The following is a 17,285-nucleotide window of genomic DNA, read 5'->3' on the forward strand; positions in this document are numbered from 1 at the left end:
GTTAGATAGCTTGAGAGATAACTTGTCCTTTGAAACTTGAGTAGTCAATCTAATCATTTATAAAAATGAAGTCTTCCCCACACACAAATAGACATTCCCTTTTAACATTTCTTTTTGTCCTACCCTAAAGCATATTGCTTTATCCTTATAAACATTACCATAGTATGAAGCGTTTCGCCAATTTTAACAAGCAAGAGGCTCTGTTTGGATCTTACATTTCATATACAATGAACTCACCATTTTCATACAACGATTTATATATTATTTTACCATTCTGAATTTTCTAAGTAAACAAGACTATCCTATATTTTCTCATAAAAAAAGGTTGCCACATGGCAACCTCCTCTTCTTATATTACATAAATTCAGCAACAAGTTCATCAAACATTTTCTGATCCATATTTAAATCAGCTTGCACTAAAGGCTTCTCACTATAGCCTTTTACAAGTTCTTGGTATGAAGGTTGCGCTGTATTTTGATAAATTAAACCTGTTACTAATCCGTTATTTTCCATTAACGTTTGCATAGCCATCATGCGATTAGACGGATCATATCCCTCTACTGTACTTAGTTTTGTTAAATTCTCTTTAAACCAATCGTAAGTATTTACTTTATTGTAAGTAACACATGGACTGTATACGTTAATTAATGAAAAACCTTTATGGTTAATACCAGCTTCAATAATTTGTGTTAATTCTTTTAAATCACTTGAAAAGCTTTGCGCCACAAATGTCGCACCAGCTGTTAAAGCCATTTCCATAACATTTAGTGATGGCTCAATTGAACCTTGTGGTGTGCTCTTCGTTTTAAATCCAGCTTCACTACGTGGTGAAGTTTGCCCTTTTGTTAATCCGTAAATTTGGTTATCCATTACGATGTACGTAATGTCGATGTTACGACGAATAGAATGGATTGTATGTCCCATACCAATCGCAAATCCATCACCGTCACCACCTGATGCGATAACTGTTAAATCACGATTTGCCATTTTCACACCTTGTGCAATCGGAAGGGCACGACCATGAATACTATGCACACCGTACGAATTAATATAACCTGAAATACGACCTGAACAGCCGATACCAGAAATAACAGCAAGTTCATCTGGATTTAAGCCAACGTTAGCTGCCGCACGTTGAATTGCAGCTTGCACCGAGAAGTCTCCGCAACCTGGGCACCAGTTTGGTTTTACACTGTTACGAAAGTCCTTAAATGTTGCCATTTAATACAACCCCTTTTTTGCATTCGTTGTAAATCTCTTTCGGCAAGAATGGGTTCCCATCATATTTTAAAAGACTAGAAATTTTCTCACCGTTACCAAGATTCATTTTCATAATGTTAGCAAGCTGACCTGTTGCGTTGTTTTCTACCACTACAACACGCTTCGCATTTTTCACAAGTGGATCGATTTCAGCTGTTGGGAACGGGTGAATTAAACGCACATGAGCATGGTTTACTTTCATACCCTCTTGTTCTAAGCGCTCCATTGCTTCTTCGATCGCACCACGAGTTGAGTTAAATCCAACAAGCAATACGTCTGCTTCTTCATGCTTAACATTTTTATAAACAGGGGTATTAAACTTCAAGTTCTCCATTTTACGGAAACGTTTGTCCATTTGATCTTTACGGTTTATTGCTGATTCAGATGGTTTACCCGTTTCATCATGTTCTACACCTGTAACATGGTGAACACCATTTTTCATACCAGGTAAAACACGTGGTGAAACGCCATCTTCTGTTACTTCATAACGCTTGAAGTATGCTTTATTTTCACGTTCTGGTAATTCCGCTTCTAAATCAAGCTTACCGCGACGAATTTCCACTTTATCTAACGTAAGCGGCTCTACCGTTTGTTTTCCTAAAGAAAGCTGTAAATCCGTTAAGAAAATAACAGGAACTTGATATTCTTCAGCTAGGTTAAATGCTTCTACAATATCATAGAAAGCTTCTTCAACTGTACTTGGCGCCATGACGATTTTTGGAATCTCACCGTGCGTACCGTAAATCATCGCCATTAAATCAGACTGCTCTTGTTTCGTTGGTAATCCTGTACTTGGACCACCACGTTGTGTATCAACAATTACTAATGGTGTTTCTGTAATACCTGCTAAACCAATCGCTTCCATCATTAAAGATAGACCCGGACCAGCAGATGCGGTTAATGTACGAACACCAGCATAGTTTGCACCGATTGCCATTGTACAAGCTGCGATTTCATCCTCAGTTTGGATTACTGTCCCGCCAACTTTTGGCAATTTTTTGATTAAGTATTCCATAATTTCAGATGCAGGTGTAATTGGATATGCAGACATAAAGCGAGCACCACCAGCTACCGCACCAAATGCGATTGCATCGTTTCCAATCATAAACATACGTTTCTTACCATCAGCTTTTTCAAGCTGCATCATGTTTACTTTCTCACCTAGCAATTCTTTCATATATTGAGAGCCGCGCTTAATTGCGTCCATATTCTTTTGAACAACTTGCTCTCCTTTACGACCAAAGATCTCTTCAACAACATCTAAATAAGCTGTTTCATCTAATCCTAATACCGCACTTGATGCCCCAACAGCAACCATGTTTTTCATTAATGATGTGCCTAATTCTGAAGCAATATCTGTAAACGGTATCACATATAGATTTACATCTGTATTATCAGGTATTGTCGGATTAAATTTCGCATCCGCAACTACAATTCCACCTGGACGTAGTTCGTGGAAGTTAAAATCAATAGTTTCTTGATCAAAAGCAATTAAAATATCTAAATCATCTGAGATCGCGCGTACTTCTGTTGTACTTACACGAATTTTATTATTTGTATGGCCGCCTTTAATACGTGATGAGAAGTGGCGGTAACCGTATAGGTAATATCCTAATCGGTTTAATGCAATACAGAAGATTTCTCCTGTACTTTCAATTCCTTCACCTTGTTGGCCTCCAACTTTCCATGAAAGTTGACTAATCATCTCCTACACCCCTTTTGGCTGCATTCATTGTAGTGTATTTTTTTACAGTAATAGTTTAGCATTTTTTGTACAAATAAACTACAACGGACGCAAATTATGCCTCTTCTGATTTCCCTGAATCTTTAGTATAAAGCTATTTTGTTTTTCATTCTAGTATTAGGTCTTAAAAAAAACAATAATATCAAATGAATTAATTCTAATTTTTCTGGATTTTTAAAACAAAAATCTTAAAAGCTTATATGTTCCACAAAATTATCATATAAAAATCGCTCTACAGTAGATGCTGCATAGTGTTTACACAGCTCATTCATTACATTTTCGTATTCTCTATACGCTGATACATTTACAACTGTTTCTAATATCCCATCAAAATCGGAACCAAATCCTATATTGTTCTCTCCACCTAATGAACAAATATATTCGATATGTTTTACTATATCCGCTATATTCGCTTGTTTTTCACTTGTTAGAAACTGTGGTACAAAAGTAACACCGATCATGCTATTTCGCTTTATAAGAGCTCTAAGTTGTTCATCGTTTAAATTACGTGGGTGCTGACAAAGTTTCGTACAATTTGAATGGGAGGCAATAGGATTTTTTGCAATTTCTATCACATCCCAAAAGCTTCTTTCATTTAGATGAGATACATCAGTCCATACATGTAACGTATTAAGTTCTTGTACAACATGTTTACCAAAAGTCGTTAAACCCGCCTCACGTGTCTCTAGTGCACCATCAGCTAATAGATTGGCATAATTCCATGTTAGCCCAAAAGAACGTACTCCTAGACGATAAAACAACCGTAATTTCATTGCATCTTTTCCAATTGCTTCGCATCCTTCTAGTGTTAATATCGCTCCAATCTCGTCCTGTTTTAACATGTTAATATCATCTTTTGTCTGAATAACCTTCACACCCGGTAATGATAAAATTTCATTATAAAAAATATCTACCATTTGTAATGCCACTTCAAAGCGTTTTTCATATAGCACCGTTTCTGGCACATATATAGCAAAACATTGTATACTCCCTTTTCTTTTCTTTAATTGTTCAAATGTAATATGTAATTGCGGATCGTTTTTAAAATCCTTTTTCCCCTGTGCACTCCATAACTGAAAGAGTACATCACAATGAGCATCAAAAATTTTCATTTCCATTCCTCCATTATAAAAACAACCTGTTTGCATACTGCAAACAGGTTGTTTAAACTTAACGAGGTTCTACAATTAATTTTATTGCTGTACGCTCTTCCCCATCAATCATAATATCTGTGAACGCTGGGATACAAATCAGGTCCAAACCACTAGGCGCTACAAATCCTCTTGCAATTGCTACTGCCTTTACCGCTTGGTTCAATGCACCTGCACCAATGGCTTGAATTTCTGCTGTTCCGCGTTCGCGAATAACACCTGCAAGTGCACCAGCTACAGAATTAGGGACCGACGTTGCTTTAACTTTTAATATTTCCATTCCGCGTTTCCTCCTCGTTTCTATAAAAAGTATTAGCAATTATTTCACTTTAACTTATATTCACGAGGAATGACGCGTATTCCTGCTAAATTTCTGTAATTTTTCTAAAAAATTAAAAAATAATAACTTTTCTAATTTTACCTAGAAATTACTCAAAAAACGGTTGATCATCATTAATTAAGATACGCTGAATTTTCTTAGCTTTTCCTGTATTAGGATCCACATCAACTAGCACTGCACTTAATTGCGTTCTACCACTTGTCACTTCAAATCGTACTGGTAAGTTTGTTAAAAATTTCTTCAATACCGCTTCTCGATCCATACCTAAAATCCCATCGTAAGGCCCTGTCATACCAACATCTGTGATATATGCCGTCCCGCTTGGTAAAATACGATTATCTGCTGTAGGAACATGTGTATGTGTACCTACTACTGCTGTAGCACGACCATCTACATACCAACCTAACGCTTGTTTTTCACTTGTAGTTTCCGCATGAAAATCAATAAAGATAATATTCGTACGTTTTTTTGCAATGTTAATTAATTCATCCACTTTACGGAATGGGCAATCAATTGGAGGAAGGAATGTACGTCCTTGTAAGTTAATAACTGCAACTTCTGTTCCATTGCAATTCACAAAGATAAGTCCTTTTCCTGGAGTTCCTTCTGGGAAGTTAGCTGGTCTTGCAAGATATTTTGCGTCATCAATAAATTCAAATACTTCACGGTTATCCCAAGCGTGGTTTCCAAGTGTAACCGCTTGTGCCCCGCATTCTAAAAAGTTTCGATATATTTTTTCCGTAATTCCACGTCCACCTGCTGCATTTTCTCCATTAATAATGGTTACTGTAGGTGTATATTTTTTCTTTAATGCCGGTACGTATTGTTGAATCATACCTCTACCAGGAGATCCTACTACATCCCCAACAAATAATATTCTCATATGTCTTACCCTTCCTATGTACTACATTTTTTATTACTATAGCTTCAAGTGATTCCCTTACCATATATGTATTATAAGTTCGTTTCACTTGTATGCTAATTTCCTTTATTTTAACCAATTCCAACACAAAAAAATAAAGTGGTGTTTCACCACTTTATTTTGCGTATTCCACTGCACGTGTTTCACGAATAACAGTTACTTTAATATGCCCTGGATAATCCAGTTCATTTTCAATACGTTTTCGAATATCACGAGCTAAACGATGAGCTTCTAAATCATCAATTGTATCTGGCTTTACCAGAATACGAACTTCTCGTCCTGCTTGAATTGCGAAAGATTTTTCTACGCCTTCATAAGACTCTGAAATCTCTTCTAACTTTTCAAGACGACGAATATAGTTCTCAAGCGTTTCACTACGAGCTCCAGGTCTTGCAGCTGATAATGCATCTGCTGCTGCAACTAAAACTGCAATGATAGAAGTTGGTTCTGTGTCCCCGTGGTGAGATGCAATACTGTTTATAACTACAGGATGCTCTTTATACTTCGTTGCGAGTTCGACACCAATTTCAACGTGGCTACCTTCTACTTCATGGTCAATCGCTTTACCGATATCATGTAATAGACCAGCACGTCTTGCTAGTTTTTCATCCTCACCAAGCTCTGCTGCCATGAGTCCAGTTAAATATGCAACTTCCATAGAGTGTTTTAAGACGTTTTGTCCGTAACTTGTACGGTATTTTAAACGACCTAAAATCTTAATTAAATCTGGATGTAATCCGTGAACACCCACTTCAAACGTTGTTTGCTCTCCAACTTCGCGAATATACTCGTCCACTTCACGTCTTGATTTTTCGACCATCTCTTCAATACGCGCTGGGTGAATACGTCCGTCCTGTACTAGTTTATCAAGAGCGATACGAGCTGTTTCACGACGAATTGGGTCGAATCCAGAAAGGATAACCGCTTCTGGTGTATCATCGATAATAAGGTCAATACCTGTTAACGTTTCTAACGTACGAATATTTCGACCTTCACGTCCGATAATACGTCCCTTCATTTCGTCATTTGGAAGATTTACAACCGAAACGGTTGTTTCAGCAACATGATCAGCTGCACATCTTTGCATTGCAAGAGATAAGATTTCTTTTGCTTTCTTATCCGCTTCTTCTTTCGCACGAACTTCACTTTCTTTTACCATTACGGCAATTTCATGAGAAACTTCACTTTCTACTTTACCAAGAATAATTGCTTTCGCTTGTTCGCGTGTCAGATTGGAAATGCGCTCTAATTCTGTTTGTTGCTTTTGAACTAACTCTCCCACTTTGCTTTCCAACTCTTCAATCTGTTGTTGTCTCGCTACAAGAGAATCCTCTTTCTTTTCTAACTGTAGCTCGCGTTTATCGAGCGTTTCGTCTTTACGATCAAGGTTCTCTTCTTTTTGCATTAAACGATTTTCTTGTTTTTGTAATTCGCTTCTACGGTCACGAATTTCTAATTCAGCTTCTGTACGAAGTGTATGAATTTCATCCTTTGCTTCTAAAAGCGCTTCTTTCTTAAGTGCTTCAGCCTCACGATTCGCTTCGTCTAGAATACGTTTCGCTTCATTAGCTGCACCATTAATCTTCGCTTCAGCAATAGACTTTCGAACAAAAAAGCCAACAACTGCACCGACTGTTGCAAGCAAAATGGAGATGAGTATCCAAACTGTACTACTCATGATTTCACCTCCCCTTGCTATGAATGAAAAAAGACTGTCGGCATGTACATTGAATACCAACATACAGCAAAGACCGTCGTCCCACTTTTTTAAGGGACTTTCTTCATTTCACAATTAAAATGTCATATTATTATTTCGGCAAGATTTAAGTCTTACTCCGAATATTACTTCTCTTCTTGAGAAGAGTGTTTCGTATATAAGAAAAAATATACATTCTCATTGTATCTATCGCAATTTTCATTGTCAAGCGTTGTCTACTTTTACTTTCTTTACCTTCAGCCCTAATTCATATATGAATTTAAAAAGCAGACAGCATATTATCCTGGAAAACCTTAGTAAATTCCAGTTTATTCATATAAAACATGCATATATTCCTCTTTATACATAGCCTTTTATGCAGATTAAATATTTTCTCTCCAACGATATACAACGCTTTCATAATAATTAAAAATAAAAGACACGGTCCCGTGTCTTTTATTTTTTAATCTTGAAGATTTGAATCTTCCGCGTCTTCCACACCAGAGTCTTCACCAATTCCGTGATGATCACGAACAAAGAAGGCAATTTCCTCTCTTAAATCCGTATTCTCTTTTAAGAATTGCTTCGAATTTTCACGACCTTGTCCTAAACGCTCTTCATTATAAGAGTACCAAGCACCACTCTTTTGAACGATATCAAGTTCAGAAGCCATATCTAAGATTTCACCTTCTCTTGAAATACCTTCTCCGTACATAATATCAACTTCAGCAACACGGAATGGTGGTGCTACTTTATTCTTAACTACTTTTACTTTCGTTTTATTACCAACGATATCGTTACCTTGCTTTAATTGCTCCGCACGACGTACTTCAAGACGAACTGTTGAATAGAATTTCAACGCACGACCACCTGGAGTTGTTTCTGGCACTATCTATAGATTTTCCATCTCTATAGTCCGGACTATCTCTTCATCTCTTTACAGAGAGCCTTGCACTTCCAGCAGTAGCCTATCATCTGCCGTACCCTACTCAGTTAACTAAAAGTCCTTTTCGGTAGTCTCTACACCTTCCCCATATAAATATGAAGCTTGGCACGGTATTACCCTAAATAATGGTGGGCTTCACCGTTAGCAACTATATGAATAGTTACACCCTTAGGCAATAAGGTTCACAAGGTTTTTTAACATGCTATCACTAGCAAGGGAAACCCAAGGTAAACTCCTTAATCTTTTGCGTGACTTTTTCTTTATTCGCTAGCTCTTCTTCATGTATAACAAGATATTTATAGCAGCTCTCTTCCATAAATAAAAGTTTTCTTTTATCTCGTTCTTTTATTTTTTTGAGTGAGTGTGCCCATTTTCCATGGACATCTAAACAATATTTTCTACCTAAGTAGAAATCAATAGACCACTTATCGATTCTTTTTTGCTTAATGAACGCCAAATCTAAGCTTAACAATATCTGTTCAACCTGTTGTTCCAGTAAAGTATCATAATTTTTCTTTCTGACCTTTACATTAAGCTCTTTTCTCCTTTTAGCAACACATGTATCGGATACGCCATACTTAACGGCAATTTCAACATGTGATAAATATGGATTTTTTAACTCTTGCTTAACTTCTGCGGTTTTAGGCAAGTAAATCTTCCTATGTCTGGTTCTTTTAATTCCGAGTAACTTTAATATTTCACCTACTCGCCTTTCATCAAGATCAATTTCTTTACCTATATCTTTTAATTTTCTCTCCGCATGTGTCGCAATAAAATCCACTTGCCATTGTTCTATGTTTCGATAAGTTCTATTTCCAATTGTCACCGCCACTTTAATCTCTCCTTATAAGAAATCCCTTATAAAGACTTAAATGAAGAAGACAAATAAAGATTCAAGTACTACACTCTGACTAAGCAACTTGTAGTTGATTTCCGAACATAACCCCAACTTTTTCACGAATTTGGTTAATAAAGATTGCGATTGTTTTTGATTTATTAATTGCACCTGAAAGTTTACGAAGTGCTTGAGACATTAAACGAGCTTGTAAACCTACGTGTGAGTCACCCATGTCTCCTTCGATTTCAGCTTTCGGTACAAGAGCTGCTACAGAGTCAATTACAATAATATCAACCGCACCACTTCGTACAAGTGCTTCTGCGATTTCTAAACCTTGCTCCCCTGTATCAGGTTGTGATAATAGTAATTCATCTATGTTAACGCCTAATTTTTGTGCATATACAGGATCCATCGCATGCTCCGCATCAATGAACGCTGCTTGTCCACCTTGACGCTGTACTTCAGCGATTGCGTGTAATGAAACTGTTGTTTTACCTGAACTTTCAGGTCCGTAAATTTCAATAATACGGCCACGTGGGTATCCGCCTACCCCTAGTGCCACATCAAGTGCTAAAGAACCACTTGAAATTGTAGAAACTCTACGCTCCGCTTGTTCTCCTAATTTCATAATTGAACCTTTACCGAATTGCTTCTCTATTTGTTTTAACGCCATATCTAATGCCGCTTGACGATCACTCATTCAAAATTCCTCCTTAACTGAATTGCTAATCTTATTATACCTATTTTCAATTCAATTTGCCAACAAAAATCGAACATTTATTCGATTTTTTTATTTTCCATTAAATAAAACTGCATTTAAGCATAAAAAAAGCTAGAAGAAACTTATATCTCTTCTAGCTTTTTATATAAATGATAAAATCCATATTTCGCTGAACGTTCCCTAATTTGTTGACGACTTCCACTTAAATTAAGAGAAAAGACTACAGTTGGTTCATCCTTCATCGCCAATCCAACAAATACCGTTCCCGGCTCTTTATGTTCTGAAGCATCCGGTCCTGCTACCCCAGTGAAGCTAATTCCGATATCTGCTTTTAATAAACCCTTAACATTTTCAGCAAGATAACGAGCACATTCTTTACTAACTGCACCATCAGTAGATAACACTCCCTCAGGTACATGTAAAACATGCTGCTTCACATCATTATGATAACAAATGACACCACCTTTAAATACTGAAGACACACCAGCACTTTCTGTTACTTGATTGCCAAAAAGACCACCGGTTAAACTTTCTGCACACGCTAAAGTTAATCCTTTTTTCTTCAATAACCCTATCGCCTTATCATGCAGAAACTCTTGATCATACCCGTAGAAAAATTCTCCTACTCTTTCTAAAATCAAATCTTCCATATGCTGAATGAGTTTCGCCGCTTCATCAGCATTTTGATGTTTGGCAGTTAAACGTAGTGTCACTTCTCCATCATTCGCAAGTGGGGCGATTGTAGGATTCGTTTGTCCATCAATTAAATCTTGAACTTTCACTTCTAATTGAGATTCCCCAATCCCGAAGAAGCGAAGCACACGAGAATAAATGTTTTCTCCTGTTGTAAAGTTACGTAAAAAAGGCTCTACATAACTTATATACATCGGCTTCATCTCTTTCGGTGGTCCTGGTAATAAAATATAAACTTTCCCGTTCTTATTTAACCCCATACCAGGTGCCATACCGTGATCATTCGCAAATACAGTTGCTCCATTCAAAACGAGCGCCTGCTTTTTATTATTCTCTGTGAACTCGCGACCTGTACGCTTAAAGTATTCGCTTATCGATGCTAATGCCTGTTCATCATACACTAGCTCTCCACCCAAACTAGAAGATATCGTTTCTTTCGTCAAATCATCTTTTGTCGGGCCTAATCCACCTGTGAAAATAAGCATGTCAGCACGTTCTTCCGCAACTTCAATTGCCTGCTGTAATCGCTTGTTATTATCTCCAACTACAGTATGGTAGTACACATTAATTCCAATTGAAGCTAACTTTTCAGATAAAAACTGGGCATTTGTATTTGCAATTTGTCCAAGTAATAATTCAGTTCCAACCGCAATAATTTCAGCATTCATCCCAATTCCCCCATAAACTTCTATTTTGAGTTTACAAAAGCAGCTCTATTTTTCCAGAAATAATCCCACCCTGAAATAACAGTAAAGAATAATGCAATCCATATAAAGATATCAGCAACCGGGATATGGATTAAATTTAAAGGTACATCGTGTAATAAATACGCTGCAATCGCAATAATTTGTGTCCACGTCTTAATTTTTCCTAACTGATTTGCTGCCACTACTTCTCCTGTTCCAGCAAGTACAAGGCGTAACCCTGTTACTGCAAACTCACGGCTTATAATTACAATAACGATCCAAGCAGGTACGTATTGCATCTCAACTAACGTGATAAGTGCTGCTGAAACAAGTAATTTATCAGCTAACGGGTCAAGAAACTTCCCTAAATTCGTTACAAGATTATACTTTCTTGCGTAATATCCATCAATCCAATCTGTAGCCGAAGCAATAATAAAGATAAGTGCCCCTACTAAATGTTGAATTGGTAAATCAACATCACCAATTGTGTATGAACCCCAATCAAAGGGCGCTAACATAATTACCATAAAAATTGGAATTAAGAAGATTCTAGATATTGTAATTTTATTTGGTAAATTCACAGCTATTCCTCCATCATATCAAAAACATTTGTTCATTGAAAAAAGTCATCGAAGCGATGACTGTTATTGTGCAGGTTGCTCTATCCCTTGGTTTTTTATCACCAATCTTTGGTGAAGTTCTTTTTCTGTATCCAATGGGTAAGCGACCACTTGGCCATTCAGTTTAACTTCAACATTCGTTGCATTTCCAATATTAAGTCGCACTTCTTTTACTGTTGATACATCATGTTTTTCTACTTGGCCCTCTTGTACTGTAGTGTTTAGAATTTCGTTCCCCGCATCATCTTTAACATCTACATAACTCGCACCTTTACTCGATATTTCCAGTTCTAATGTTTTATTATTATGAATTTCCAAAGTAGATACTATACCAGTTGTTCCAACTACTTTTACTTCTTGTTGTCCAGTTGGTTGTGCGGGTTGTTCCTCTTTCTTTGGCTCTTCTTTCTTTGGTTCCTCTTTTTTCGGCTCTTCCGCTTTCACTTCTTCTTTCTTCGTATCTAACGGAGAGTTTTCCGCTTTTTTAACTTCAATTTTCTCACTTTGAGAATTCGGAACTTTCTCATCACCTTTTCCAGTTAACGCTTGGAAAACAAACCAAATTACCACTCCAAATGCGATTACTAACAACGCAACTAAAATTTTTGGCATATGATCTGCAATTGGCCATGATGAAGATTTTTGCATTGTTTCTTGTGTTTTTTGTCCTGTTGATACTTGTGGAACGTCGCGTTTTTCAGATTGTGGTATCGTACTCTGATATTCTACAAGCAGTTCCTCTCCATTTAAGCCAACCGCATCTGCGTATTGTTTAATGAATGCACGCGCATAAAAAGCTCCTGGCAATACATCATAATTGCCTTCCTCAATCGCTACTAAATGGCGTTTTTGAATTTTTGTAATCTCATGCAGCTGATCAATAGACAAGCCTTTCGTTCCTCTTGCATCTTTCAGCTTTTGTCTTAATTCTGTCACTACTAACACCTCAATATTTCTTTAAAAGTCAAACATAGAGAAATTATTTTGCGTACCTTGCTCAATTTCATCTACTAAATTATATTGAATTTCTTCATCATAATCGTTACGCAACTCGATAATATAATCAAAATCATCCAATGTGTATTCTGACTGACTCACAAATACGTCAGGATGTTCCACAACTTTCGTTGCAGGTAATCTCATAATTTCACGAACAAGCTGCCAATGCCTTTCGTTAGCACGCTTTGTTGACACGATTCCATCTAGGATGAAAATATTGTCGTCGCTATACTCATCTTCAATCAATTGACTACGAACAGTTTGCTTAATAAGAGTAGATGATACAAATAACCATCTTTTATTTGCACAAACACTTGCGGCAACAATGGATTCTGTTTTTCCGACACGAGGCATTCCTCGTATCCCGATTAGTTTATGACCTTCTTTTTTCATTATTTCAGCCATAAAGTCTACAAGTAACCCTAATTCATCACGTACAAATCGAAATGTCTTCTTATCATCTGCATCTCGTTGTATGTACCTACCATGTCTAACCGCTAACTTATCCCTTAGCTTTGGCGGACGATATTTCGTTACCGTTATGTTATCCATCGTATTTAAAATTGATTCAAGTCTAGAGATTTGCTCTTGATTATCACACATAAGGAGCAATCCACGTCGTGCATTATCTACACCATTAATTGTGACAATATTAATGCCGAGCATACCGATTAACGAAGAAACGTCACCAAGCAAGCCAGGTCGGTTTTTATGTATTTCATATTCAAAATACCATTCAATCATCCAAGATCACTCCCCTTGCTTACTTTACACCTACGTACTATATTATATGATTTCACCTTAATAGGGAAGCTAAATGTATAATCTAACCCGCGTTATTATTATACAAAAAAAATAGAGAGGAGAATCTCCTCTCTATTTTTTACTTATGTTGTACAAACTTCACCATTAAGTTTGCGATTGTATGTTGCTCTTGTTCATCAGCAACCTTCCAAAGCTCAGACAATAATTTCTCTTGATCGTTGCGCGCTTCTACTTCATTTGCTAAATAATCTCCAACACGAAATGCCATATCTGATACAGCACCACCATCAAGACCTTTTCCTGATGCCTGTTCTAAACGTTCTCCTAAAAAGCTCTTCCATTGATCAAAATTATCTAAAACTGACATGTTTAAGCACCTCACTACTTAGTAATAGAATCATGCTTAATTTGCACAGTTTTTTATTTTTTATGTAACAATTTTTTAGCAATGCCAACCACCATTCACTCCGATAATTTGTCCAGTTATGTAAGATGCACCTGGTGATACGAGGAATGACACTGTTTTCGCTACTTCTTCCGGTATTCCTAATCGGCCTAACGGAATCTCTTCAGCAATTTCATTCTTATCCTCTTCTGAAAATACATGTAACATTTCCGTTTCAATTGCACCTGGTGCCACCGCGTTAACCCTTAATCCACTTAATGAAACTTCTTTTGCTAAAGCTTTCACATATGAATTTTGTGCACCTTTTACCATCGAGTAAAGCACTTCACATGATGCGCCAATTTGGCCCCATATAGACGAAATAAGTACAATATTACCGTTTCTCCGCTGAATCATAGTTGGTAATGCCATTGATAATAGTTTATAGATGCTCTTCACTTGAAGTTCTACCATATAATTTAATTCATCGTTCGTTACATCTGTTACTAATCCAAAAATACTCTTCCCAGCTGCATATACGATAACATCAAGGGGATGTTCAATTTGTTCCCACAATCGCTCCGCTCCATCACTAGTAGCTAAATTCGCTTGAACAGGAATCACTTCACCCCATTCTTTCTGTAACTCATTCACTTTCTCTTCACCGTTATTATAATGAACATATACTGTATATCCATCTTGAATTAATTGTTTTGAAATAGCAGAACCAATCCCTCCGCTTCCTCCAGTTACTAATGCATACTTTTTCATATAATTCCTCTCTTATCTCAACAAAATCTTTTTCCTACAAATAAATAATACCCTCATCTTACAATTTATCAATGATAAGATGAGGGCATTATTATGAAACCTTTTATTTTTTCGGTAAAACTTGACAAACACTCATTTTTTCTTCTGATAATAATAATTTGGCCACTTCTTGTAAATCTTGAACAGTTAGACTTTCTAATACAGTCAATGCCTCAAACAGACTCGATTCATTAAACGCATATCGTGTAAATTGATTTGCAATATATTCCGGTGAATTCAAGGAGCGTAAAAAGCCACCTATTTTCTTTTTCTTTACTCGTTCTAATGCCAACTCATCTAATTGATCATAATTTGTATTTAATAAAATATCTTTCAAACGCTCTTCCAGCTCATCAGGTTGCTTCGTATCGCCGCCAACCATTGCAAAACCGAAGTTATTCTCCTCCGTATAATCATACGAGAACGAATCATCAATAAGCCCTTCGTTATATAAAGATTCGTAATGAACGGAGCTTTTTCCAAATAAATAATCTAAAAGTAGCGTAAGCGCAATTTCTTGTTTTAAAAGGGCTTCCCCTTTTTCTTTTAAATTTGTCGCTTTAATACCGACTAAACATTTAGGTGTTTGTACAGGCATTGAAATAATTTTCTTCTTTTCATTTACCTCATCTGGCTCTTCTTCAAATGAACGTACAATTTCTGATTGGTTTTTATAATCTTTTTTCGCTTGATTTTCACGCACTAAATCCATTGTTTTCTCTGGATCAATTGCACCCACAACAAATAGCAACATATTGCTCGGATGATAAAATGTTTCATAACATTCATATAATAGGTCTTTCGTAATTTTGCTAATAGACTCGATTGTCCCTGCAATATCAATTTTAATTGGGTGCTTTACAAACAAGCTATCAATTAATCCAAAGTATAAACGCCAATCTGGATTATCTTGATACATTTGAATTTCTTGCCCAATAATCCCCTTCTCTTTTTCAACTGTTTTTTCAGAGAAGTAAGGCTCTTGTACGAAGTTTAGCAATGTATTTAAATTTTGTTCTACATTTGATGTACATGAAAAAAGGTAAGCTGTTCTTGTGAAAGATGTGAAAGCATTTGCCGATGCTCCTTGTTTACTAAACAATTGGAACGCATCGTGATCTTCTTTTTCAAATAATTTATGCTCAAGAAAATGAGCAATCCCATCAGGCACACGAACCATTTCTTCTTTACCTAATGGCACAAATGTATTATCCACAGAACCATATTTTGTCGTAAACGTGGCAAATGTTTTATTAAATCCTTGCTTCGGTAAAATATATACATCTAATCCATTAGGAAGTTTTTCATAATAGAGTGTCTCTTTTAATTGCTTATAAACAATTTTCTCCATTTATTCTCCCTCCGTTCCATGTAAAAAGTAAATTGTATCTAGTTCAATATTTTTAGCAACTTTCACAATCTCTTCTTTCGTCACACTTTCAATACCTGTAAGCCATTCTTCAACCGGACGTGTACGCTCTGAAATAATACCATGATACAGCATTTCCACAAACCCGCGCGGTGTATCAATAGCCTCTAATATTTGATTTTGAATGACACTTTTCGTTTGGTGCATCTCTTCTTCAGAAAAATCACCATTTTGCATCGCTAACATTTGTTCTTTAATAATCTCAACAGCTTTTTCATAATTTTTCGCTTCGATTCCTGACATGACAAACAATAAGCCTTTATGACTTTCAAAACGAGATGCTGCATAGTACGCTAAACTATTTTTTTCACGAACGTTAACGAATAACTTCGAATGAGAAAATCCTCCAAACAGTCCATTGAACAATTGCAGCGCAAAATAATCTTCGTCTTTATACGTAATAAACGTACGATAACCGATGTGTAATTTACTTTGTTTTAATTCTTGTTTTTCCACAACTTCTTTTTCTTCATTATTTCTCTTATGAAGAAGTACATTTCTTTCTCTCGCAGGACGCGCTGAAATAGAAAAATACTTATTTACAAGATCAACTGCGTTTTCTGAAATATCACCAATAATGTATAGATCCATTTCATCTTCCGCTAACACTTTTTGATAATATTGATACAAACTTTCACTTGTAATAGAAGAAACACTCTCTTTTTTCCCATTTGCACTTAAACGATACGGTTCTACTTTACACATTTCTTCAATTAAACGCTCGTTTGCATAGCGCATTTTATCATCATACGTAGCTTCAATTCGTTGCAAGAGCGCTCTTTTTTCACTTTCTACGATAGAAGGTAGAAAACCATTCCCCTCTATTGCTGGATGTAAAACTATATCCGATAACATAGAAAGTGCTTTTTCAAATAACGGTGGTGCATCATGTAAATATACTTCATTTGCAATGTCTACATATATAGAGATGATATGGTCTTCTCCTTTTTTACTTACATCTACTGCCAAGGAAGATCCGTATAATTCTTCTAAATATTGACGAAGGCGAATTACAGAAGGAAGCTTTTCTGTCGCACTTTGCAGTACGTATGGCAATAGAGCACGCTCTGTCACCGTCTCCTCATTTAAAGGTGCTTTCAAACGAAATACAAAAGTATTTGTTTTATATTTATCAGTTGGAATAATATGTACTCGTAAACCACCTAACTCATGTAACTGTTGTTCCATTAGTTTCATTTATAGCCCTCCTTTACGTATGTAGGAATATTCCTCTTCAATATACAGTTTTTAGAAATGAAAAATCAACTTTTCTTCCTCAC

At 36.3% G+C, this 17,285-nt stretch carries 15 protein-coding genes and 2 pseudogenes; all 17 read right to left on the reverse strand.

Annotated features, from left to right (window positions below; all coding sequences use genetic code 11):
* Positions 1–354 precede the first annotated feature (354 nt).
* Entirely contained in the window at positions 355–1,221 is an 867-nt protein-coding gene (locus tag K5S59_RS09940) for a 2-oxoacid:ferredoxin oxidoreductase subunit beta (protein WP_000190158.1), read from the reverse strand.
* Positions 1,208–2,965: a 2-oxoacid:acceptor oxidoreductase subunit alpha gene (locus tag K5S59_RS09945; RefSeq protein WP_000625413.1), complete on the reverse strand. Its 1,758-nt coding sequence runs from the start codon at positions 2,963–2,965 to the stop codon at positions 1,208–1,210. Before K5S59_RS09945 ends, K5S59_RS09940 begins: the two co-directional genes overlap by 14 nt.
* A 227-nt stretch (positions 2,966–3,192) precedes the next feature.
* A complete protein-coding gene (locus tag K5S59_RS09950; protein WP_000688021.1) occupies positions 3,193–4,116 on the reverse strand; it encodes a dipeptidase in 924 nt (307 codons plus the stop codon).
* Between the two features lie 58 nt (positions 4,117–4,174).
* Complete coding sequence (gene spoVS / locus K5S59_RS09955) at positions 4,175–4,435, reverse strand: stage V sporulation protein SpoVS (RefSeq protein WP_000404341.1); 261 nt, start codon at positions 4,433–4,435, stop codon at positions 4,175–4,177.
* Positions 4,436–4,583: 148 nt separating this feature from the next.
* The gene (locus tag K5S59_RS09960) at positions 4,584–5,378 is read right to left on the reverse strand and encodes a TIGR00282 family metallophosphoesterase (RefSeq protein WP_001221093.1); all 795 of its coding nucleotides are present in this window, start codon (positions 5,376–5,378) and stop codon (positions 4,584–4,586) included.
* A 154-nt stretch (positions 5,379–5,532) separates the two neighbouring features.
* Complete coding sequence (gene rny, locus K5S59_RS09965; RefSeq protein WP_000099773.1) at positions 5,533–7,095, reverse strand: ribonuclease Y; 1,563 nt, start codon at positions 7,093–7,095, stop codon at positions 5,533–5,535.
* Positions 7,096–7,576: 481 nt separating this feature from the next.
* Positions 7,577–7,999: pseudogene (locus tag K5S59_RS09970) on the reverse strand (recombinase RecA family protein); the annotation flags it as partial.
* Between the two features lie 268 nt (positions 8,000–8,267).
* Complete coding sequence (locus K5S59_RS09975; RefSeq protein ID WP_000301529.1) at positions 8,268–8,891, reverse strand: PDDEXK family nuclease; 624 nt, start codon at positions 8,889–8,891, stop codon at positions 8,268–8,270.
* A gap of 97 nt (positions 8,892–8,988) precedes the next feature.
* Positions 8,989–9,597: pseudogene (recA, locus tag K5S59_RS09980) on the reverse strand (recombinase RecA); the annotation flags it as partial.
* 143 nt (positions 9,598–9,740) lie between these two features.
* Entirely contained in the window at positions 9,741–10,979 is a 1,239-nt protein-coding gene (gene cinA / locus K5S59_RS09985) for a competence/damage-inducible protein CinA (protein ID WP_000990730.1), read from the reverse strand.
* 20 nt (positions 10,980–10,999) lie between these two features.
* The gene (gene pgsA / locus K5S59_RS09990; RefSeq protein WP_001052972.1) at positions 11,000–11,578 is read right to left on the reverse strand and encodes a CDP-diacylglycerol--glycerol-3-phosphate 3-phosphatidyltransferase; all 579 of its coding nucleotides are present in this window, start codon (positions 11,576–11,578) and stop codon (positions 11,000–11,002) included.
* Positions 11,579–11,641: 63 nt separating this feature from the next.
* On the reverse strand, positions 11,642–12,553 hold the full coding sequence (locus tag K5S59_RS09995; RefSeq protein ID WP_120450818.1) for a helix-turn-helix domain-containing protein: 912 nt from the start codon (positions 12,551–12,553) through the stop codon (positions 11,642–11,644).
* A 21-nt stretch (positions 12,554–12,574) separates the two neighbouring features.
* Positions 12,575–13,360, reverse strand: coding sequence for a DUF3388 domain-containing protein (locus tag K5S59_RS10000; protein WP_000574107.1), 786 nt, complete (start codon positions 13,358–13,360; stop codon positions 12,575–12,577).
* Positions 13,361–13,499: 139 nt separating this feature from the next.
* Positions 13,500–13,748 (reverse strand): DUF3243 domain-containing protein, encoded by a 249-nt coding sequence (locus K5S59_RS10005; protein ID WP_000114455.1) that lies wholly within the window; start codon positions 13,746–13,748, stop codon positions 13,500–13,502.
* Positions 13,749–13,823: 75 nt separating this feature from the next.
* Entirely contained in the window at positions 13,824–14,537 is a 714-nt protein-coding gene (ymfI, locus tag K5S59_RS10010) for an elongation factor P 5-aminopentanone reductase (protein ID WP_000759594.1), read from the reverse strand.
* Positions 14,538–14,640: 103 nt separating this feature from the next.
* A complete protein-coding gene (yfmH, locus tag K5S59_RS10015) occupies positions 14,641–15,927 on the reverse strand; it encodes an EF-P 5-aminopentanol modification-associated protein YfmH (RefSeq protein ID WP_120450820.1) in 1,287 nt (428 codons plus the stop codon).
* Positions 15,928–17,202 (reverse strand): EF-P 5-aminopentanol modification-associated protein YfmF, encoded by a 1,275-nt coding sequence (gene yfmF / locus K5S59_RS10020; RefSeq protein WP_000772428.1) that lies wholly within the window; start codon positions 17,200–17,202, stop codon positions 15,928–15,930.
* Positions 17,203–17,285: the final 83 nt, after the last annotated feature.

The organism is Bacillus sp. BML-BC051 (assembly GCF_019656175.1).
Lineage (GTDB): Bacteria > Bacillota > Bacilli > Bacillales > Bacillaceae_G > Bacillus_A > Bacillus_A mobilis.

What these genes read in the sequence shown, in the direction of transcription:
- K5S59_RS09940 (WP_000190158.1), bottom strand. Translation starts at nt 1,221, where the DNA reads ATGGCAACATTTAAGGACTTTCGTAACAGTGTAAAACCAAACTGGTGC.
- K5S59_RS09945 (WP_000625413.1), bottom strand. Translation starts at nt 2,965, where the DNA reads ATGATTAGTCAACTTTCATGGAAAGTTGGAGGCCAACAAGGTGAAGGA.
- K5S59_RS09950 (WP_000688021.1), bottom strand. Translation starts at nt 4,116, where the DNA reads ATGAAAATTTTTGATGCTCATTGTGATGTACTCTTTCAGTTATGGAGT.
- spoVS (WP_000404341.1), bottom strand. Translation starts at nt 4,435, where the DNA reads ATGGAAATATTAAAAGTTAAAGCAACGTCGGTCCCTAATTCTGTAGCT.
- K5S59_RS09960 (WP_001221093.1), bottom strand. Translation starts at nt 5,378, where the DNA reads ATGAGAATATTATTTGTTGGGGATGTAGTAGGATCTCCTGGTAGAGGT.
- rny (WP_000099773.1), bottom strand. Translation starts at nt 7,095, where the DNA reads ATGAGTAGTACAGTTTGGATACTCATCTCCATTTTGCTTGCAACAGTC.
- cinA (WP_000990730.1), bottom strand. Translation starts at nt 10,979, where the DNA reads ATGAATGCTGAAATTATTGCGGTTGGAACTGAATTATTACTTGGACAA.
- K5S59_RS10000 (WP_000574107.1), bottom strand. Translation starts at nt 13,360, where the DNA reads ATGATTGAATGGTATTTTGAATATGAAATACATAAAAACCGACCTGGC.
- K5S59_RS10005 (WP_000114455.1), bottom strand. Translation starts at nt 13,748, where the DNA reads ATGTCAGTTTTAGATAATTTTGATCAATGGAAGAGCTTTTTAGGAGAA.
- ymfI (WP_000759594.1), bottom strand. Translation starts at nt 14,537, where the DNA reads ATGAAAAAGTATGCATTAGTAACTGGAGGAAGCGGAGGGATTGGTTCT.
- yfmH (WP_120450820.1), bottom strand. Translation starts at nt 15,927, where the DNA reads ATGGAGAAAATTGTTTATAAGCAATTAAAAGAGACACTCTATTATGAA.
- yfmF (WP_000772428.1), bottom strand. Translation starts at nt 17,202, where the DNA reads ATGAAACTAATGGAACAACAGTTACATGAGTTAGGTGGTTTACGAGTA.